The organism is Enterococcus sp. DIV0840 (genome assembly GCF_050527835.1).
GTDB lineage: Bacteria > Bacillota > Bacilli > Lactobacillales > Enterococcaceae > Enterococcus_L > Enterococcus_L ureasiticus.
On the sequence record NZ_CP172876.1, the window covers coordinates 153,267 to 172,264 of the forward strand.

General features: G+C 36.0%; 18 protein-coding genes. 12 read left to right on the forward strand and 6 right to left on the reverse strand.

Annotation, left to right across the window (positions count from 1 at the left end):
• The first annotated feature begins 16 nt into the window (after positions 1-16).
• The 3 genes from IGL98_RS00700 to nagA all read left to right on the forward strand — a co-directional run bounded on the left by IGL98_RS00700 (position 17) and on the right by nagA (position 3,388).
• Entirely contained in the window at positions 17-1,291 is a 1,275-nt protein-coding gene (locus tag IGL98_RS00700) for a cell wall protein (RefSeq protein ID WP_206843931.1), read from the forward strand.
• Between the two features lie 184 nt (positions 1,292-1,475).
• Positions 1,476-2,246, forward strand: coding sequence for a DeoR/GlpR family DNA-binding transcription regulator (locus IGL98_RS00705; protein ID WP_206843932.1), 771 nt, complete (start codon positions 1,476-1,478; stop codon positions 2,244-2,246).
• Positions 2,243-3,388 carry an N-acetylglucosamine-6-phosphate deacetylase gene (gene nagA / locus IGL98_RS00710; protein WP_206912421.1) on the forward strand — a complete coding sequence of 382 codons (1,146 nt, stop codon included), beginning with the start codon at positions 2,243-2,245 and terminating at the stop codon, positions 3,386-3,388. The genes IGL98_RS00705 and nagA overlap by 4 nt, the downstream gene beginning before the upstream one ends.
• Positions 3,389-3,461: 73 nt before the next feature.
• Here nagA and IGL98_RS00715 read toward each other — a convergent pair whose 3' ends face one another.
• The gene (locus IGL98_RS00715; RefSeq protein WP_206843938.1) at positions 3,462-4,253 is read right to left on the reverse strand and encodes a MerR family transcriptional regulator; all 792 of its coding nucleotides are present in this window, start codon (positions 4,251-4,253) and stop codon (positions 3,462-3,464) included.
• Between the two features lie 107 nt (positions 4,254-4,360).
• Here IGL98_RS00715 and IGL98_RS00720 point away from each other — a divergent pair, with 107 nt between their 5' ends.
• Positions 4,361-4,876, forward strand: a complete 516-nt coding sequence (locus IGL98_RS00720) for a ClbS/DfsB family four-helix bundle protein (protein ID WP_206843940.1) — start codon at positions 4,361-4,363, stop codon at positions 4,874-4,876.
• 54 nt (positions 4,877-4,930) lie between these two features.
• Here the strand turns inward: IGL98_RS00720 and pgmB are convergent, their stop codons facing one another.
• Entirely contained in the window at positions 4,931-5,581 is a 651-nt protein-coding gene (gene pgmB, locus IGL98_RS00725) for a beta-phosphoglucomutase (RefSeq protein WP_206843942.1), read from the reverse strand.
• Positions 5,582-5,602: 21 nt separating this feature from the next.
• Positions 5,603-8,311, reverse strand: coding sequence for a glycoside hydrolase family 65 protein (locus IGL98_RS00730; protein ID WP_206912412.1), 2,709 nt, complete (start codon positions 8,309-8,311; stop codon positions 5,603-5,605).
• A 208-nt stretch (positions 8,312-8,519) separates the two neighbouring features.
• On the opposite strand from IGL98_RS00730, the gene treR reads away from it, so the two are divergent.
• Genes treR through IGL98_RS00745 form a run of 3 tightly spaced genes read left to right on the forward strand, consistent with a single transcriptional unit; the run spans position 8,520 to position 10,539 of the window.
• The gene (treR, locus tag IGL98_RS00735; RefSeq protein WP_206843946.1) at positions 8,520-9,233 is read left to right on the forward strand and encodes a trehalose operon repressor; all 714 of its coding nucleotides are present in this window, start codon (positions 8,520-8,522) and stop codon (positions 9,231-9,233) included.
• Positions 9,234-9,269: 36 nt separating this feature from the next.
• On the forward strand, positions 9,270-10,055 hold the full coding sequence (locus IGL98_RS00740) for a TSUP family transporter (protein ID WP_206843947.1): 786 nt from the start codon (positions 9,270-9,272) through the stop codon (positions 10,053-10,055).
• A 52-nt stretch (positions 10,056-10,107) separates the two neighbouring features.
• Entirely contained in the window at positions 10,108-10,539 is a 432-nt protein-coding gene (locus IGL98_RS00745) for a GNAT family N-acetyltransferase (protein WP_206843949.1), read from the forward strand.
• Between the two features lie 57 nt (positions 10,540-10,596).
• Here the strand turns inward: IGL98_RS00745 and IGL98_RS00750 are convergent, their stop codons facing one another.
• Positions 10,597-10,860, reverse strand: coding sequence for a hypothetical protein (locus IGL98_RS00750; RefSeq protein ID WP_206843951.1), 264 nt, complete (start codon positions 10,858-10,860; stop codon positions 10,597-10,599).
• Between the two features lie 161 nt (positions 10,861-11,021).
• The gene (gene mscL, locus IGL98_RS00755) at positions 11,022-11,471 is read right to left on the reverse strand and encodes a large conductance mechanosensitive channel protein MscL (RefSeq protein WP_206843952.1); all 450 of its coding nucleotides are present in this window, start codon (positions 11,469-11,471) and stop codon (positions 11,022-11,024) included.
• A gap of 203 nt (positions 11,472-11,674) precedes the next feature.
• Between mscL and yfmF the strand changes: the two genes are divergently transcribed.
• The 5 genes from yfmF (at position 11,675) to IGL98_RS00780 (ending at position 17,334) form a co-directional block, all read left to right on the forward strand.
• On the forward strand, positions 11,675-12,943 hold the full coding sequence (gene yfmF / locus IGL98_RS00760) for an EF-P 5-aminopentanol modification-associated protein YfmF (protein ID WP_206912410.1): 1,269 nt from the start codon (positions 11,675-11,677) through the stop codon (positions 12,941-12,943).
• A complete protein-coding gene (gene yfmH, locus IGL98_RS00765; RefSeq protein ID WP_206912409.1) occupies positions 12,936-14,228 on the forward strand; it encodes an EF-P 5-aminopentanol modification-associated protein YfmH in 1,293 nt (430 codons plus the stop codon). The genes yfmF and yfmH overlap by 8 nt, the downstream gene beginning before the upstream one ends.
• A 437-nt stretch (positions 14,229-14,665) precedes the next feature.
• Entirely contained in the window at positions 14,666-15,598 is a 933-nt protein-coding gene (locus IGL98_RS00770; RefSeq protein ID WP_206843961.1) for a helix-turn-helix domain-containing protein, read from the forward strand.
• Positions 15,599-15,810: 212 nt separating this feature from the next.
• Positions 15,811-16,389: a CDP-diacylglycerol--glycerol-3-phosphate 3-phosphatidyltransferase gene (pgsA, locus tag IGL98_RS00775; RefSeq protein ID WP_069646932.1), complete on the forward strand. Its 579-nt coding sequence runs from the start codon at positions 15,811-15,813 to the stop codon at positions 16,387-16,389.
• Positions 16,390-16,671: 282 nt separating this feature from the next.
• A complete protein-coding gene (locus IGL98_RS00780) occupies positions 16,672-17,334 on the forward strand; it encodes a hypothetical protein (RefSeq protein WP_206843964.1) in 663 nt (220 codons plus the stop codon).
• 142 nt (positions 17,335-17,476) lie between these two features.
• Here IGL98_RS00780 and IGL98_RS00785 read toward each other — a convergent pair whose 3' ends face one another.
• Positions 17,477-18,901: a DUF1958 domain-containing protein gene (locus IGL98_RS00785; RefSeq protein ID WP_206912407.1), complete on the reverse strand. Its 1,425-nt coding sequence runs from the start codon at positions 18,899-18,901 to the stop codon at positions 17,477-17,479.
• Positions 18,902-18,998: the final 97 nt, after the last annotated feature.

An 18,998-nucleotide genomic window follows, 5' to 3' on the forward strand; every position in this document is an offset into this window, starting at 1 on the left:
AATAGAGGGAGTATCAATGAAAATAGTAAAAGGCTTGATGTTGGGAATCTTGTTTAATTCAGTATGTTTGTCATTTTCATCAACTTCATTTGCTACAGAGAATAGCTCTGAAGCTGAAGTAGAAGTGACTAAAACATCTGAAATAAAAACAAAAGTCACTGAAGGAAAAAAGGAAATAGATATTACACCAAAATTTAAAACTAAAGAGATTAAAACAGATATCGGCGGGAAAGGTACCGTAGAAGTTGAACAAATCGAAGGAATGAAAGAGCTAAAAGGTACGTTCAAAACGACTGTTGCAGATCAAAGTATCCTCTCAATCAATGAACGGGGTCAATGGCAAGGGATGAAGTCGGGCAAAACCATAGTAACATTGGATTTTGAATGGGATAAAGAATCACTGCAAAAAATCCAAGAAAAATATCCTGATCGACAATTAGTTAAAAAAGACATCGCTCAGGATGTTCCTGTTGAAGTGACAGCGGCAACAGAAAAGAGTGTCGACATCACTCCTAACTTCAATGTTGGAACAATCAACGCAAAAATAGGTGAAACTGGGCAATTTAAAGTGGCTCCAATGGGTGGAGTAGCAAATCCAAAAGGAACCTATCTAGCCTATATTCCAGATAATTCTAAAGGAATAATATCAGTAGATGTAGATGGAAAATGGACAGCTTTAAAAACTGGAACGGTGGAATTTGTGTTAGATTTCCAACTTTCAGATGAATCGCGTAAAGAGATTCAAGACAAAAATCCAGGTAGCACGTTGACATCAAGAGATATTGCCACTCAAGTTAAGGTAGAAGTGAAGCCAGCAGGAACATTAAATATCACGCCAAGGATCGATATCACCTCTATCGATGGAAAAATCGGTGATACTGGACAAATCAAAGTAAAACCGATTGAAGGAATTAACGATGCTGCAGGTTCATTTGCTCCGATTATCAAGGACCCTTCGATCATTGAAATTGATTCAGCAGGTAACTGGAAAGCCTTAAAAACGGGTACTACCTCATTTATGTATACGTATAACTGGTCTGATGAAACAATGAAAAAGCTGGCTGAAAAATATCCAGGGTACGAGTTTTACGTAGAAGAAGGGGCGCAAGTGGTTGAGGTCAAAATCACTGAAAATACTACAGGTTCGACGAAGCCTGTCGGAACAACAAAACCAACTGGGAAACAATTACCTGCAACAAATGATCCAAGCACGAACGGGACTTGGATTACAGGACTGTTACTTATTTCTTTAACAGCAATAGGATGGTATAAAAAAGAATCATTTAAATAGAGAAAAATTACGGCTGAACACACCAAAAGTAAAAGGGTGTTCAGCTTTTTTGTGTAGTTTTTTAATTAGAATTTTTTTCACAGAAATATTTAACTTAACAAAACTTAAAAAATAGAATTTAAAACTTAATAATATGCAAACGATGATTTATTTGTTATACTCAAAATAAATCAGGAGGGAACGTATGAATCAAAAAGAACGAATCGCAAAAATTTTAGAGTTACTCCAAGAGAAGGAAAAGCTAGATGCAACCGAGTTAGCCGACTATTTCCAAATATCTAAAGACAGCATCCGTCGCGACATCTTGTTGATCGTCAATGACGGTTTAGCTGAAAGATATCGCGGAGGAATTGCTCTACCAATCATCAAGACAAAGATTGAAGATTATTCCAAACGTTTAGTTTTAAACAGCCAAGAAAAAATTCGAATTGCTCATAAAGCAGTCAAAGAAATTTCAGCGAATCAAACGATTTGGCTAGATGTTTCAACAACTGTTCAGTTTATCGCAAAAGAACTCACGCAAGAAAATGTCTTGATTGTCACTAATTCGATCGATAATGCCATATCAGCGACAGAAGTCAATAATAAGCAGGAAGTCTATTTGCTAGGAGGGTACTTCAATTCTAACTCTCACTTATTACATGGTGCAGCAGTGATTGCTCAACTAGCTAATTTTTATTTTGATATCGCATTTATTGGTGCGTCAGGAATTAGTGATACAGGTTTGTTTTACTCTGAATTAGAAGACATTGAATTAAAACACACCATTATCAAAAATGCGAAAAGAACGTGTGTAGTGCTCGATAGCTCTAAAGCTCGAAATACGACCAATTTTAAACTAGATTTTGCCAAAATCGATCTATTGATCACAGATAAGCCGCTATCAGACACAATCACCAAACAATTGCGAAAAAACGAAGTCAAAATTATTCTTGTTGAAGGTGGAAAAAAATGAAAACACTTATTCAAAACGTAATGATAAGTCAAGAAGATGGCCTAGAATTAGTCGATATCTTGATAGAAAACGAAAGTATTTTAAAGGTAGAAGCATCAGAAACTAACGCTTTTTCTAATGAGGACATGGATCATCGAATCGATGGTCAAAGCCAACTGTTGATACCTGGAATGATCGATGTCCACATTCACGGAGCCAATAACTTTGATATGATGGATGGTACGACAAAAAGTATTCAAGAAGTGTCTAAAAAATGTTTAGAGACTGGCTGTACAGGATTTTTAGTAACATCGGTCACTTCTTCGTTAGAAGCATTATTGACGATGATCGACAGAACCAAAGAAGTGGTTGGACATGAAATTGGAGCAAAGATTGTAGGTATCCATTTAGAAGGACCTTATCTAAATGTTAAACGAAAGGGCATGCAAGATCCAAATTATCTTAGAAACCCAGATTTAAAAGAAATGGACATGATTTTTGAACGAGCAGGTGATTTGATCAAAATGGTTACCGTAGCACCAGAATTACCAGGCTGCTTGGAATTGATCACCTATTTAAAACAAAAAAACGTAGTCGTGGCAATTGCACATTCTGATGCAACTTATGAAGAGGCACAAGCGGCTTTTCAACAAGGCGCTTCGCATATTACTCACTGTTTCAACGCAATGCCGCCGATTCATCATCGAGCACCAGGTTTGGTTACTGCAGCTCTTGAAAATGATACGGTCAGTGTTCAGGCGATTGTTGATGGAATTCATTTACATCCGGGAATCGTCCGCCTATTGCACAAAATAAAAGGAGCGGATGGGGTGGTTTTGATCACAGATGCATTACAAGCTATGGGTGTGGGAGATGGCGCTTATGAATTTGGCGGACATCATGTCACTGTTGAAAATGGTGTTGCCCGCTTAAATGATGGCACATTGGCGTCTAGCACAGTCACGATGAACGAAGCCCTTAGACTGAGCGTGGAGATGGGAATTCCGCTAGAGGATGCAATCAAAATGGGCTCAACTACTCCAGCTACTATTTTAGGAGAAAAGAAATTAGGCAAGATTGCTGTGGGATATGACGCTGACTTGATTCTTTTGGATAAGGAATTTTGTGTGGTAGAGAAAATCGTAAAAGGACAATTGAACTAAAAAAACTGGCAGGATCAAAAATATTCTGCCAGTTTTTTATTTGTGAGTTACCCGATAAAACAGTGACTTGCTACTATTTTATCGGGTAGCAAACCTCAGTAATATATAATTCTTCTCTTTCTTCTGTTGCAGGACTAGAATGATAAATATTAAACATATTTCCAGCAAGTATATAATTATTCAATCCAAGCCATTCAACCATATCTGCATGAACTTTTGGCATAGTCGAATAAGCGCCAGTTGTAACGATAGATGCGGTAGATCCTGGGGAGAATATTTTTGCTTCTGGATAAAATGGACTGAGTTTTTCAGGGATACTGATCATTACTTCGATATCGATAATTTCAGTGTTACCACTATGGAAAACAGCAATAGATTGACCAAATTTCACGATGTCTTGGGCTCTTACTTTAGAAAATAATTTCTGCCAAAGTTGTTTTTCATCATAATAAGAATCCACTTTTTGACGATAGGAAAGGACCAAATGATCATTCATCGTTTTTATTTCTATGGGATAATTTATTTCGTCGAAGTTTGAAGTGGTATTTTTTTCTTCTAAACGATCTAAAAAGGCCAGTTGCAATTTTTTTTCAGCCAATTCAGTTTCTAGTAAATTTCGATGTTTTGCTAAATAGTTTTCTTGATCGATACTATGATCTAAAAGGGCTTTGATCTCTTTTAACGGAATCCCAACGTTTTTTAGTGAAAGAAGTTGGTTTGCTTGATTGATTTGTTCAGGAGTGTAATAGCGATAGCCATTTTCTTTTTGAATGTTCTCAGGTTTTAATAAATTTAACTTGTCATAGTGCCGTAGCATACGCGGGCTGATCGTTGTCAGTTTGGAAAATTCGCTGATTTTAAACATTCTTTTACTCCTTAAAATAGATAGTCATTTTTTATTAGTATACTTGACTTTGACATTATGACAAGGTTTAAAATAGAAATAAATAGCAACACGAAAGGAGTCTACTTATGCGTACATACGAAAATAAACAGGAATTGATCGATGAAATAAAAAAGAGATATGAGAAGTATGATGAAGAGTTTGAACAAGTACCAGAAGCGTTAAAGAATGAACGGATCGAAGAGGTAGATAAAACGCCTTCTGAAAATTTGTCTTATCAGCTTGGTTGGGTGAACTTGATTCTTCAGTGGGAGCAAGACGAGCAGGCAGGAAAAATAGTACAAACTCCTGCGCCAGGATATAAATGGAATAATTTAGGCGGCTTATATCAGTCATTTTATAAAAAATACGGTGAATACAGTATCGCGGAGCAAAGGAAAATGTTGAGAGAGGCTGTCAATCAGGTATGTATATGGCTGGAAACATTGTCTGATGAGGAGTTGTTTGAAGCAGGTCAGAGAAACTATGCTACAACTAAAGCGATGTGGCCCTTATATAAATGGGTACATATCAACACTGTAGCGCCATTTACCAATTTCCGAACTAAAATCCGTAAATGGAAGAAACTTGTGTTAACGTCATGAAGAGATAAAAAGAAGAAGTAGCGGTTAAGATTATCGCTACCTCTTCTTTTGGTTTTATTGGTTGATTAGTTGCTCAATATTTAATTCAGTCAATGAAGCAACCTGTAAATCTGCTCCTGCTAAGACTTCTGTTGCAGAAATACCTACAGCATACATTCCTGCTGCTTTGATTCCTTCGATTCCGGCTTGTGCATCCTCGAAACCTACTGCATCTTTTGGCGCAACGTCGATACTTTCCGCCGCCTTTACGAAAATTTCTGGGTCAGGTTTCCCTTTTTTCAGAGTTTCTGGATCAACGATGTGTCCGAAGAAATCAAGAACACCTAATTTCTTTAAAATCATCGGTGCATTTTTCGAAGCTGAAGCAATCGAGCAAGGGATATTACGTTTTTTTGCTTGGACTAAAAAGTCGTGAACACCAGGTAGCAAGTCAGCTTCAGAAAGATCAGCTAAGAGTTTAACATATTCATCATTCTTCTTTTTGGCTAACGCTTCTTTTTCTGCTGTAGTAAAATCATTTTCTCTGTGTCCATAAGCTAAAATTTTATCCAAGGAATCCATACGGCTGATCCCTTTTAATGTTTCATTGAATGTTTCATCAATTGTTATCCCTAAATTGGTTGCTAAATCTTTCCAAGCAATATAATGGAATTTGGCCGTATCAGTAATCACGCCATCTAAATCAAAAACAAAACCTTTTTTCATGTGTATTCTCCTGTCTGATATTTAATAGTTGATCGTTGTGACGTCATGGGCAAGCAATTGGTAAGGGTGATTTTGGACAATTACCGTTGTATCTTGTGATGGACAAACTTGAACAAAATCTTTTGAAACAATCAAATCATAGTGAATCCCTTTATGATCAATATTAAAGATCATCTCAGTCCAATTTTGCGGTAAATTAGGTTGAATCGTTAGATGGTTCTTTTTGATATCAATTCCAGCGTAAGTTGTCAAAGTAACATAAATAGTTGCAGCCATCACACCTGTGTGGATTCCTTCCGCCGTCGTTCCGCCTTGAATATCCTGATAATCAGAGTATAAAGCTTCTTGGTATAACTTCCAAGACAAATCATGAAAGGCTACTTCTTCCGCTAATTGCGCATGAACGATTCTTGATAAAGTTGAACCATGTGATGTTCTGTTTAAGTAGTATAAAAGATTTTTTTCAAGATAATCTTCAGGTAAATCGTAGCCAAGTTCTGCTAAGATTTCATCAATTTTTTCTTTATTTAAATTGTAGAATAACATCAAGGTATCGGCTTGTTTTGACACTTTATAATCATCAGGTGACTGACCTTCTGCTTTCAAAATACGATCCATCCGATAAATATTACCGTATTTCTCTTTGGCTTTTTCCCAATCGATTTCTTTTAAATCAAAATAGCCTTCATATTGAGCGATGATTCCGTCTTCATTGACTTCGATCGATAAACGTTTACGAATGTCTTCCATTTTTTTCAGATGCTCTTGCGTGATGCCTGTTTTATTAAATAATTCTGTTTGTTCTTGCGTATCTAATAGTGAAAGGATATTTTCTAACTCTTCAAATAACCAGACTACCATTAAGTTTGTGTAGGCGTTGTTTTTTAAGCCGCTTTCGGTACTGTCAGGGTAAGCTTCATGAAATTCATCAGGTCCCATGACTTTATCGATATAATAGCGATTGGTCGTTTCATCAAAAGTCGCAGCACTGCGCCAGAAATTAGCGATTTCTAGTAGCATTTCAGCGCCATATTCTTTGATGAACTGATCATCTCCCGAGTTGTTCCAATACATCCAGACATTGTACGCAATCGCTAATGAAACATGACGTTGAAGGATACTGTGGTCTTCACCCCATTGCCCATTCAACGGATTCAAGTGAAGCTTTTGTGTATCTTCACTACCATCAAGGCCTGATTGCCAAGGATACATTGCACCAGCGTAGTTGCTTTCACGAGCATTTTCCTTTGCTTTACCTAAGCGATTATAACGATACATCAACAGCTGTTTCGCGGTTTCAGGGAAATGCAGAATATAAAATGGCAGGATAAAAATCTCATCCCAGAAAATATGACCACGATAGGCTTCACCATGCAAACCGCGAGCAGTGACAGAAACGTCTAGATCATTATTATTAAATGGGGAAGCAGAAACTAATAAGTGATACGTATGGATTCTTAATAATTTTTGGGACATCAGATCGCCTGTAACGCGAATATCTGATTTTTTCCATAAGGTTTCCCAAGCATGTTTGCTCTCAGTAAATTCTGAATCAAAAGAAGTTGCTGGAAGTAAAGGTGCTTCCCAATTTTCTTTGGCTATAGATGCTTTAACTTGAACCTGCTTTTCGAAAGTATACGTGGTATTTTTCTCCGCATAAAAAGTAATTTCTTGTTCAATGATTTCTTGACCAATAGAGTTTTTGACAGTATCAGCGTCAAAAAAATCACCCGTAATCGTTGCTACTTGTTGGACATTTATTCTCGATTGATTGGTTTGGACCTCAATCATTGCTTTGTTTTTTTCTGCAAGCAATTGGGTTATATGGAAATGCTTAGCAGTTAGATTACGGTATCGTTCAACATTGAAATTGTAGACTGCGCCATCAGTTGTTGTTTTGACGGTAATATCCTTAGAAAAATTCAATGGCTTGATCAAGTATTGAATACTGTAATTATTCTTTTTAGCCATATTGACTATTTTTTTAGCTGTTATTTTTAATTGATGCTGGTGGCTATCTTCAATAATCATATGAGAAGAAAATAAGCCAGTTTTTAAGTTTAGATTTCTGTGCAAATAATGCAACGTGGCTTTTTCAAGAGTCAACCAGTCATCTGCTCCGTCTACTTTGATACTGATATATTGGTTATTTGGTGTATTGACAAAATCTTCATTTTCAACGATTTGACCAGCGACTTCTGATTTTTCTTCATTATAAAGTCCCGCAATGTAAGTTGCAGGATAGTGTTCTTTTGAAAGTGTCATTTCTGGCACAGTACCACGCAAGCCCATAAAGCCATTACCAATCGTTAATAGTGATTCAACTGAATACTCTTCTTTGCCTGGAGCATAGCCAAAATAATCTAAATTCCAGGTTAAATACTCTGATTTTTCTTTAAATGCTGTAGCTAAATCTGTAGCCGCTTCTAGTTCAGAAACGGTAAGAATTGGTAAATTCAATAATTCTGAAAAATGCTTGATCAGATTTTCTATGCTTGCATTTAAAGCTGTTACGTTTGTATTTTCGCTATAAAATTCAGGGACTATCTCACTAAAAACAGCGCCTGTAGCGGTTGGGAATAGTTCTTTGATCTGTGCGGCTAAAATTTCTGCTGTTTTAGGAAATTCAAAATCAGAAAAAGGAAACGTGTGCTCTGAGATTAAGGTGTTCTGTGCTTTTTCTTGGATATGTAAGCTATTTTGTGTAAGTGTAAGTAAAAGAAAGTTCATTATAAAGGGCTCCTGACTAAGATTTATTTAAACTTGTATAGACATGTTGATGTTTTCGTTCTCATTATAGTATGAAACGCTTGTAAATACAAGTCGGATAATCTAAAAGAATTGTTTCAGATTGAAAGCTTACTTTTTGGGAATGCTATTTTTTTAAGGAAGAATGTGCTATCATTTTCTTTGAGTATCCTAGGGTGGAGGGATGGACATGAATAAATTTCATGATATATTTTTAGAGCTTGAAAAAGGGATTTTAGATGGAGATTATCAGCCGGGAACATTGCTGCCAAGTGAGAATCAATTAGTTGAACAGTATTCCGTTTCAAGAGAAACGATTCGTAAAGCGTTGAATTTGCTGATCAATGCTGGGTATATCCAAAAGCAGCAGGGGAAAGGATCGATCGTCTTAAACGTAAGGAAATTCGATTTGCCGATTTCTGGTGTTATCAGTTATAGAGAGCTACAAAGTGCCCAACAAATACATAGTGTCACTAGAGTTGTGGAATTAAAAGAAGAGACTGTTAGTGAATCTTTGGCTCGTTTGACGGGATGGAAAAAAGATGCTGAGGTTTGGCGTTTAGTTCGACAAAGGGAGATTGACGGAGAAGTGGTGATCGTGGATATCGATTATTTACTTAAAGAAATCGTTAAGGAGTTGCCTGAAGAACGTGCGGCAGATTCTATCTATGATTATTTTGAAAATGATTTAGGACTAGCAATCAGCTACGCTCAAAAAGAAATTACAGTGGAAGCAGTAACGGAAGATGACCGCAAATTAATGGATATTCAAGAAGATACTCATGTGGTCGTTGTCCGTAGTGTAGTGAGTTTAGAAGACACACGTTGTTTTGAATACACAGAATCTAGGCATAGATTAGATAAATTCAAATTCGTCGATTTTGCCAGACGAAGAAAAGCCTAAAGAAATGTTGATTACTTTTAGGAGAGGAAAAAAATTGTGCATATAGGAACCATTTATTTTATTGTCATTATTTTAGCGAATACAGTTGGTGCAATTTCAGGTATGGGTGGTGGTGTGATCATCAAACCCGTACTAGATACGCTGGACTTCCATCCAGTAGCAGCAATTTCATTTTATTCTAGCGTAGCAGTGTTCACTATGTCGATCGTTTCTACGCTTAGGCAGATGAAAAATGGATTAAGGCTGCAAATTCCAATTGCGGTATTAGTATCTTTAGGTTCTATAATAGGTGGGATTTCTGGAAATTCGTTGTTCGAATCCTTGTTGCGATTATTTTCTGATGAAAAATATGTTCAATTGATCCAAATCATTCTGACAATCATAACGTTGCTATTTGCTTATTTCTATACAAAAGTTGGCAATGAGCGCTCATTTGATTTATCTCATCCTATCTGGTATGTGATTGTCGGCTTATTTTTAGGATTTATTTCTACTTTATTAGGAATTGGCGGTGGACCGATCAATGTAGCATTATTGATGTTGTGCTTTGGAATTCCAATCAAAGAAGCAACGGTTTATTCGATTATTACGATTTTCTTTTCGCAGGTAGCAAAATTATTTACGATTGCACAAACAACGGGTTTTGGGCGGTTCGATCTCTCTATCTTATTATACGTGATCCCAGCTGCTGTTTTGGGTGGTTTTGTGGGAGCGTTGATCAGTGGGAAAATTTCCTCTAAACGAGTGACTCAAGTGTTTCAACTTGTCATTATTTTGGTATTGCTATTAAATTTATGGAATGGTGTACAGTTGTTTATTTGATTATTAAAAACGATTATTTTACACTATTTGACGTATTGAGGAGGTCAATGAAATGGAGTATCATGTAAAAGAATTTACAAAATTGACGACTAAAGAATTTTTAGAAATCGTAAAGCTTAGAATCGCTGTATTTGTGGTTGAACAAAACTGTCCTTATCAAGAGGTGGATGACGCTGACGAGTTTGCTTGGCATACTTGGCTGCAAGAAGGATCAGATATTGTAGGCTATACCCGAATCATTGATCAAGGTGATACGGTAACATTTGGTAGAGTAATAGTGAATCCTGAGTATCGTGGGAAAAAATTAGGAAACAGACTTTTAGAAGAAACGTTGAAAGTAGTCGAAGAGAAATATCCAAATCGTCCCATTATTATTGGTGCGCAAGCGCATCTAATAAATTTTTATGGAACTTTTGGGTTTGAAGCTATTTCTGATGTGTATTTGGAAGATGATATTCCTCATATCCATATGAGGAGAAACTAAATAAAAAAATTGGCACGCATGAAAAATGTGTGTCAATTTTTTTATTAGTACTAGAAATTAAAATTGAGGATTATTAAAACCAATTACATAATATAAAAATAAATATCCTAACCACAATACACCTAATGCAAATACAATTCGAGCTAACAAATTTGACTTTAATTTCAATTGCCAGCCACCAACTATGAGCGCGATACCTAGTGCGCAATTGAAAATAAGTGTTCCTAACCGTGGATAGCTATCTTTCAAAATGATTTCCCCGACAAACCCCAGAATAAGTATGTAGACAAGAGATTCAGATGTAATCCAACTTTTTTTCATACTATTTTTCCTCCTTGATGTATGGTATCAATTTAGTATACATCAATCTTTGTTGGAATGTTCGGACTATTTTAATACAAACAAAAGCTTTCCCAATAAATGCAGATGCATTTGTTGGGAAAGCTAATTCACAAAATTGAGTTAGTGTTAATCGTTGAGAGCTACTTTTTAATCTCTTCAGCATTATCTTTCAAAATATTCGTTGTTTTCGCGGCATTTTGAGCTGCCAACAAATCACGGATCTGTTCTAATAGATCATCCGTTGTAGGACCAGTAACTTCTTCTTCCTCTGGTTGTGGTGTTTTCTTCATCTTATTAACAGCTTTTACGATTAGGAATAACACAAAGGCAGTAATTAAAAATGTAATAAGGGCACTAATCACATCACCAATGTTGAAAGCTACACCTTTGACGTTAAAAACAAGGGCGCCTAGCGCATCATCTGCACTTTTTTCTCCAGTAGTAAATACGAATATCAAACTAATTAACGGCGTGATCAATCCGTTAACGATTTGTGTAACAATTGCAGTGAAAGCTGAACCAATAACGACCCCAACAGCTAAATCAAGGACATTTCCACGCATAATAAATTCTTTAAATTCTTTGATCATAAGTTTAACCTCCCTTTCTCAAATCCAGTATACAGAAAAAATGAAAAAAACTGAAATGAAAGACTCTTACATCAAGGAAAGACAGTTGAGCTGTGCTATAATTAATTGGATGTAGAAAATCTTAAAAAAACATTTAAAAACGGCCAGATGATTGTATTTCAGACTGGGCTTTATTATGATGAAAACAAAGAGGAGCTGACAAGATGCCGATCAGATTAGCAAAAGGGGTCAACTTACATGTTGTTCCAACAGAAAAATATAAAACAGTGCGTATTTTAGTTCGTTTTAATACGCGTTTGAATAAAGAAACGATTACGAAACGGACTCTTCTATCTAGCTTGATGGAAACCAATAGTTTGAATTATCCAGACCAAGTAAAATTAAGTGAAAAATTAGCAGAGTTATACGGTGCTAGTTTTGGGATCAATGTGAACAAGAAAGGTAACTTGCATTGGTTGAATCTTTCCATGAACTTAGTTAATGATAAATACTTGGAAAATAGCCATGTCTTAGCGGATGCGGTTGATTTTGTGAAAGAAATTTTATTTTATCCAAACGTCATTGATGGACAGTTTGAAACAGAGACTTTCCAACGCGAAAAAGAGAATTTAAAAGCTTATTATGAAAGTATTTCAGAAGACAAACAAGTCTATTCTTCTTTGGCTTTACAAAATTTATATTTCAGCCGATCTGAAGACCAAAAAATTCCGAGTTTCGGCACTATCGCTGATTTAGAAAAAGAAACCGCTGAAAGTATTGCGGCATATCATCAACAAATGATCCGAGAGGACCAAGTGGATATTTTTGTCCTTGGAGATGTGGATGAAGCTGAAGTAACAACACTATTTAGTAAATTACCATTTGAAGATCGCGCATCTGGAATTGCAGATATTTTTTATGCACAACCGTCTAGAAATGTGATCGAAGAACGTTCTGAACAAGAAATATTGGCACAATCAAAATTAAATTTAGGCTATCATACGGATGTCTATTATGGTGACGAAAACTATTTTGCGCTACAAATTTTCAATGGTGTATTTGGCGGATTTCCACATTCTAAATTATTCATGAATGTACGTGAAAAAGAAAATTTAGCTTATTATGCATCTAGCAGTATCGATACATTCCGTGGGTTTTTAAGTGTTCAGACAGGGATCGACGGCAAGAATCGTAATCAAGTTTTACGCTTGATTTCAGTAGAATTAGATAATATCCGTCAAGGTAATGTGACAGACTTAGAAATCGAACAAACCAAAGCAATGTTGAAAAATCAATATTTACTTTCTTTAGACAATGCAGGTGCAGTTTTAGAAAATGAATATTTGAATGATTTGATTCCTCACCTTCGTTTAAAAGATGACGAGTGGATCCGCCGAATGGAAGCTGTCACATTAGCTGATGTTCAGCGTGTTGCAAAATTAGTGCAACTACAAGCCATTTTCTTTTTGGAAGGAGAAAAAGTCGATGAATAAAAAAGAATATCCTCAAATCAACGAAGTTCTCTATACAGAAGTCCTTGAAAATGGATTAACTGTTTATTTACTACCTAAAAAAGAGTACAACAAAACGTATGGCTTGTTTACGACAAATTATGGTTCGATCGATAATGAATTTGTGCCGATCGGCAAAAAAGACTTTGTAAAAGTACCAGATGGGATTGCTCATTTTCTAGAACATAAAATGTTTGAAAAAGAAGATGGCGATGTGTTCCAACAATTTGGTCGTCAAGGGGCTTCTGCCAATGCATTTACAAGTTTCACAAAAACAAGCTACCTGTTTTCAACAACGGATCAAGTAGAGAAAAACTTAGAAACCTTAATCGATTTTGTTCAGGAGCCTTACTTTACAAAAGAAACAGTCGATAAAGAAAAAGGAATCATTGGACAAGAAATCCAAATGTATTTGGATGATTCTAACTGGCGCTTATTTTTCGGCACATTAGGTAATCTTTATCCAAAACACCCTCTGCATATTGATATTGCAGGAACCGTGGAAAGTATTGGCGAAATCACAGCAGATGACTTATATACTTGTTACAATACATTTTATCACCCAAGTAACATGACATTATTTGTTGTTGGAAAAATGGATCCAGAAGAAATGATGGCCTTTATCCGCAAAAACCAGTCAGCAAAAACATTTGCTAAAGCTGAACCGATCAAACGTCATTTTCCAACAGAAACAGCAACAGACATCATTAAAGAAAGTTCTCTTTCCATGGCTATCAGCCGTTCAAAAGTTATTGTTGGCTTAAAAGGGTTAGATGAAGTTCCAACGGATGGCAAAGAGTTGCTTAAATACAAAACCACAGCGAATTTACTGTTCCAATTGTTATTTGGCAATACATCGCAAAATTATTTGAATTTGTATAACAAAGGTTTACTAGATGATAGTTTTGGCTATGAATTTAATTTAGACCGTAGCTTCCACTTTGCTGATTTTGGAGGAGACAGTGACCATCCGGAACAATTAGCTGAACGAATTGAAGAGATCCTTCTGTCTGTCGACAAAAGTTCTGAAGTAACAGATGAGAACTTATCATTGTTGAAGAAGAAAATGATTGGGAAATATTTCCAATCGTTAAACTCACTAGAATATATCGCAAACCAATTTTCACAATCACTTTATGGTGAAACGACGTTGTTTGATACACCCGAAGTGATTGAAAGTATTCAATTAGCTGACGTGAAAGCAGTAGCACAAGCATTTATCAACAAAGATGGATTGAGCCGCTTTTACATGTATCCTAAAAAATAATAAGTGTTTATTAGAAACGGCTAGTGCGGTAATAATGTATTTTTTTGACACTGATGATTTTTCTTATGAGTGAGAAAAATCATCAGATGTTAAAGTTGAAATGCAAGTATTTGAAGTGACAGGTATACGAAATAAAAAAAGTCCGATATTTAGACAAAAACTTTCAAAAATGTTATCCTCATCAGTATTTTTTTATGTTATCCTTAGAAGAGTTGGATGAATAGATGCTTCCGACTATTTTATTCAGTAATTATAGTGAATTGTGCTATTTTTACTCTAACGTTTTACATAAGACAATCACAAACTTACAAAAAAGCAGTTAGATAGGGAGCTATTCAGAAGTACCGTATCTTATTTAACAATAAACTGCAGATTAAAAATCGCCTGATCGATTTAGGTGAAACTGATAAATTAGAAAGACTGGAGAAGATGGACGAGTGGCCAGCGTAAATATAGGAAAAAAATTAAGAGATGCACGACTGCAGCAGAATATGTCATTAGACGAACTGCAGCAAATTACTAAAACACAAAAGCGCTATTTAATAGCAATCGAAGAAAATGATTTTGATTCTATGCCGGGGACTTTTTACGTACGTGCATTTATTCGTCAGTACGCAAGCGCGGTCGGGTTAGACGGCAATGAATTAGTCGAGATTTACGATGGAATAGATGAACCAGAAGACATAGAGACAACGATCCAATATGAAACATTAGATGAGTCACGTACACAATTGTATGATGAAAACAGCCAAACCAAACGCTTTATGCGTAGTTTACCTGCAGTTATTTTTTCGTTGATCGGATTAGCAATTGCAATCGTTGTTTTTTACATTACATGGCAAGATCGGCAGGCGGCACCAATGATCCAACCGCCAGCTTCTGAAATCATCAGAGATTCTTCTTCCCAAGCAAGTTCTGAATCGAGTCAAGCCCCTACCTCAAGTAGTACAGAGGCATCAAGTTCAAGCTCTTCTTCGGAGCCAAAGGCACCAACAGAAGTGAAATTTGAAAATGAATCTGGTGTAACAGTTAATATGAGTGCAGTTAATGTGGCAAATCCAGGGAAACTTGAATTTAGCGCTGTGACCGGACCTTGTTGGGTCGGTGTTTATATCGCTACAGCGGCTAACAACGATAATGGCTACTTTTACCAAGAAACCATTCAACCTGGGCAGCCAAAATCTGTTGAGATTCCAGCTGGAACGGCGCAAGTGGTTATTAGTTTAGGTGCTTCAGAGTATATGGAATTCAAATTAGACGGTCAAAAAGCTGATTTCAATCCGAATAATGCTGGAATTGGGCCGAGAAATATTAATTTGACATTAGCGTATGCACAAACTGAACAATCAGAGCAGTCTCAACCACAATAAAGAAAATAAATGATTTTATTTGTTCATAGGTGATGAGCGAGAAAAATTTACGATAGATGACAAGCTGTTGTAAGTATTTTTCTCGCTCATTTATTGAGATCGTGACCAAATATACCTAACAAGGTTTTCTTTAAAATAAAAATGTGTCTTTTTTCGTGACACCTTCTACAAGATAACGTAAAATAAGGAAGAGAAGAGAGGGGCAACAGGCATTGAACTTACCAAATAAATTAACAGTTATTAGAATATTTATGATTCCAATTTTTATTGCTGTCGTTAGCATACCAATGGATTGGGGTACGATTACAATAGCGGGAACATCTTTAGCAATTACTCAGTTAGTTGGGGCGATTATTTTTGCAGTCGCAAGTATTACCGATTGGTTAGATGGAAAGATTGCTCGAGCACGAGGCTTAGTTACCAACTTTGGCAAGTTTGCCGATCCATTAGCAGATAAGATGCTTGTGATGACGGCTTTTATCGTTTTAGTGGGGCAACAAAAAGCACCAACTTGGGTAGTAGCGATCATTGTTTGTAGAGAGTTAGCGGTTACTGGATTACGGTTGCTATTAGTTGAAGGCGGCGAAGTGATGGCTGCTGCTTGGCCTGGTAAAGTAAAAACAGCAACACAGATGGTTGCGATTATATTATTATTTATCAATAATATCCCATTTGCAGCAATTGGGTTTCCATTAGATCAAATTATGTTGTACGTTTGTCTGCTATTTACAATTTATTCTGGAGTCGATTATTTTGTGAAAAATGCAAACGTCTTTAAAGGATCAATGTAACGAGTATTAAAAAATTACTAGTAAAAATCTAACTTTTCTACTTGATTTCGAGTAAAAAGGTTAGATTTTTTTATTTTCTAAAGTTATTTTTTTACAAAAATAAAGCTGAAAAACCTTGTTGAATCAGTCTTTATCATTTTTTTCGGTACTTATAAAAATTTCTGATACTACTATTTATAAAATAATAGTTTACTTTTTTTGAAACAGTGGGTATAATTTGTGTATCGAAACTATTATCATATGAACAGTAGTGTTCGAATAAAAAATTTGGAGGAATTTAGAATGAACAAATTTGTAAAAGGTGCAGTAGTTGCTGGTTTAGCTTTATCAATCGGAGGAACAGGGTTTATTGCAACCGCTACTCAAGCGCATGCAAACTCAGCTCAACTTGTAGATAACACTGCAAAAATCAATGCATTGATCCAAGAAAAACAAGAAGTGATCAACAAGAAAAAAGTTAGCCGTAATTCTCAAGAACAAAAAGCATTGGGCATCCGTATCGGTGAAATCGAGCGTGAAATCCAAGCATTGAAAAACGGTAGTACAACAGGTGGATCAACTGGAAACACAACGACACCAACAACGCCAGGTGAAGACACAGCATCAAAAATCAACGCATTGATCCAAGAAAAACAAGAAGCAATCAACAAGAAAAAAGTTAGCCGTGATCCACAAGAACAAAAAGCTTTAGGTATCCGTATTGGCGAAATCGAACGCGAAATCCAAGCGTTAAAAAATGGTAGCACAACAGGTGGATCAACTGGCAATACGACACCATCAGCACCTGTAGAAGACAATACAGCTAAAATCAATGCATTGATCCAAGAAAAACAAGAATTGATCAACAAGAAAAAAGTATCTCGCGATAAAAATGAGCAAAAAGCTTTAGGTAAACAAATCGACCAAATCGAAAAAGAAATTAAGCAACTTAAAAAAAATAAATAATTCCCTAATAACTAACGACTAATTCTCAATTTTCTTACCCAAATTTGTGTGAATATTATAAAACTATATTTTTCGTCAAGTCATGTTGGCGAAGGACTAAAAAGAATGCAGCTGCCTAATAAAGGAGCTGCATTCTTTTTAGTTAAATCCAAGGGCCAACGACCACTGTATAGATGCTCAAAATAATTCCTGCAAGAATAAACAGAACACTTAAAGTGGATAGAAGGTTGAATTTTTTAGACTGGTTAGGTCCCTTTTTAAACAATTTTGATAAAGCTGCAAATAAGAGTCCTAAAATAATTAGTAAGCCATTAACAAAAAAAGTAGATAAGGCATTTTTTTTCTTACCTGTTTTCTTAAGCACAGAATTTTGTAATGCCTTTAATTTTTTCTCATATTTAAAAGTAGCGCTTGGAGCCTTGATTGTAGGTGAAACTTGTGCAAGCCCGTTATCGATTGTTACTTTGTCAGCGGATAAAGTAAAAGTCGGTTCGGTATTTTTTTGAATAAGACCATAAAAATCTTGATCTAAAATTATTTCTTCTTTATTTATGGTATTGTTCCCTTTAGTAAGTAATTGTTTGTATTCATATGTCGCGAAAGCTTTGTCGAAAATCGCGTTACCAAAAGCATGACGTTGTAACTCTCCTTCTTGATCTTCCCAATCTCCCACGCCTAATACGATTTCGATCAGACGCGTATTTTCCCGTTTAGCAGTTGCTGCATAGTTAAAGCCACCTGTTGGGCTAGAACCTGTTTTTAAGCCATCTGCCCCCTCATAGCCATAAGCGAGGCCAGGTAATGAATAGTTATGATTTTCTAAAACTTCAGCGTAAGGCGTATTTTCCATGATCGTGATTTGAGTTGGACTTGTGTATGTCACCGTATCTGGATAATTTTTCAGTAAGTGATAAGATAGAATCGCTAAATCTCTTGCTGTCGTGACGTTATCCGCGTTTTGGTCGATCCCTTCAGGTTTATAGTAACCGTTGAATGAACCTGTTTCAGCACCACTGCAATTGTAAAATGTCGAATTTGTCATACCGAGTTCTTTGGCTTTATCATTCATCATATGGATAAATTTTGCTTCATCATTAGCTGTTACAAGGTTTGCCAGCATCACTGTTGCGACATTTGATGATTGTACGAGCGTTGCATACAGCAGATCACGAACTGGATAGTTTACACCAGAAACGATCGAATTGTTACTTAATTCATAGATTTGTGAAATAGCTTGGTCGTTGTCTGTCGCCTTAACTGTTGTATCTAAAGTGAATTGTCCCTTTTCCATTGCTTCAAATACCAGATAAACAGACATTAATTTGGCAATACTGGCTGGGTTCCATTTTAAATCAGGATTGTCTTCCCAAAGAACTTGCCCTGTTTGAGCGTCAATTACGATCGAGGCTTTCGGCTTATAAAATTCATTCGTTTGATAACCTGCATTTTTAGTGATTGTCAGAATATCTTCTTGAGCGTAGGCACTGGCAGCTGTGAAGAGACCTGAAAAATAGCCTAGAACTAATATTAGTGAGCAAATTTTTAGTAAAATGGTTCTTTTCTTCATATAAACATCCTTTGTAATTTGTTATTCTTTTCTATAAATAAACTGGAAAGTTGACGTTTTAGTTGCTAATTGTAAACGTAAAATGTCGGCAATCTGT

Coding starts and splice junctions, on each gene's coding strand:
- yfmF (WP_206912410.1), top strand. CDS start 11,675: ATGCCGATCAGATTAGCAAAAGGGGTCAACTTACATGTTGTTCCAACA.
- IGL98_RS00720 (WP_206843940.1), top strand. CDS start 4,361: ATGCGTACATACGAAAATAAACAGGAATTGATCGATGAAATAAAAAAG.
- nagA (WP_206912421.1), top strand. CDS start 2,243: ATGAAAACACTTATTCAAAACGTAATGATAAGTCAAGAAGATGGCCTA.
- IGL98_RS00785 (WP_206912407.1), bottom strand. CDS start 18,901: ATGAAGAAAAGAACCATTTTACTAAAAATTTGCTCACTAATATTAGTT.
- IGL98_RS00750 (WP_206843951.1), bottom strand. CDS start 10,860: ATGAAAAAAAGTTGGATTACATCTGAATCTCTTGTCTACATACTTATT.
- IGL98_RS00745 (WP_206843949.1), top strand. CDS start 10,108: ATGGAGTATCATGTAAAAGAATTTACAAAATTGACGACTAAAGAATTT.
- IGL98_RS00700 (WP_206843931.1), top strand. CDS start 17: ATGAAAATAGTAAAAGGCTTGATGTTGGGAATCTTGTTTAATTCAGTA.
- IGL98_RS00705 (WP_206843932.1), top strand. CDS start 1,476: ATGAATCAAAAAGAACGAATCGCAAAAATTTTAGAGTTACTCCAAGAG.
- IGL98_RS00715 (WP_206843938.1), bottom strand. CDS start 4,253: ATGTTTAAAATCAGCGAATTTTCCAAACTGACAACGATCAGCCCGCGT.
- IGL98_RS00780 (WP_206843964.1), top strand. CDS start 16,672: ATGAACAAATTTGTAAAAGGTGCAGTAGTTGCTGGTTTAGCTTTATCA.
- yfmH (WP_206912409.1), top strand. CDS start 12,936: ATGAATAAAAAAGAATATCCTCAAATCAACGAAGTTCTCTATACAGAA.
- IGL98_RS00730 (WP_206912412.1), bottom strand. CDS start 8,311: ATGAACTTTCTTTTACTTACACTTACACAAAATAGCTTACATATCCAA.
- treR (WP_206843946.1), top strand. CDS start 8,520: ATGAATAAATTTCATGATATATTTTTAGAGCTTGAAAAAGGGATTTTA.
- mscL (WP_206843952.1), bottom strand. CDS start 11,471: ATGATCAAAGAATTTAAAGAATTTATTATGCGTGGAAATGTCCTTGAT.
- pgmB (WP_206843942.1), bottom strand. CDS start 5,581: ATGAAAAAAGGTTTTGTTTTTGATTTAGATGGCGTGATTACTGATACG.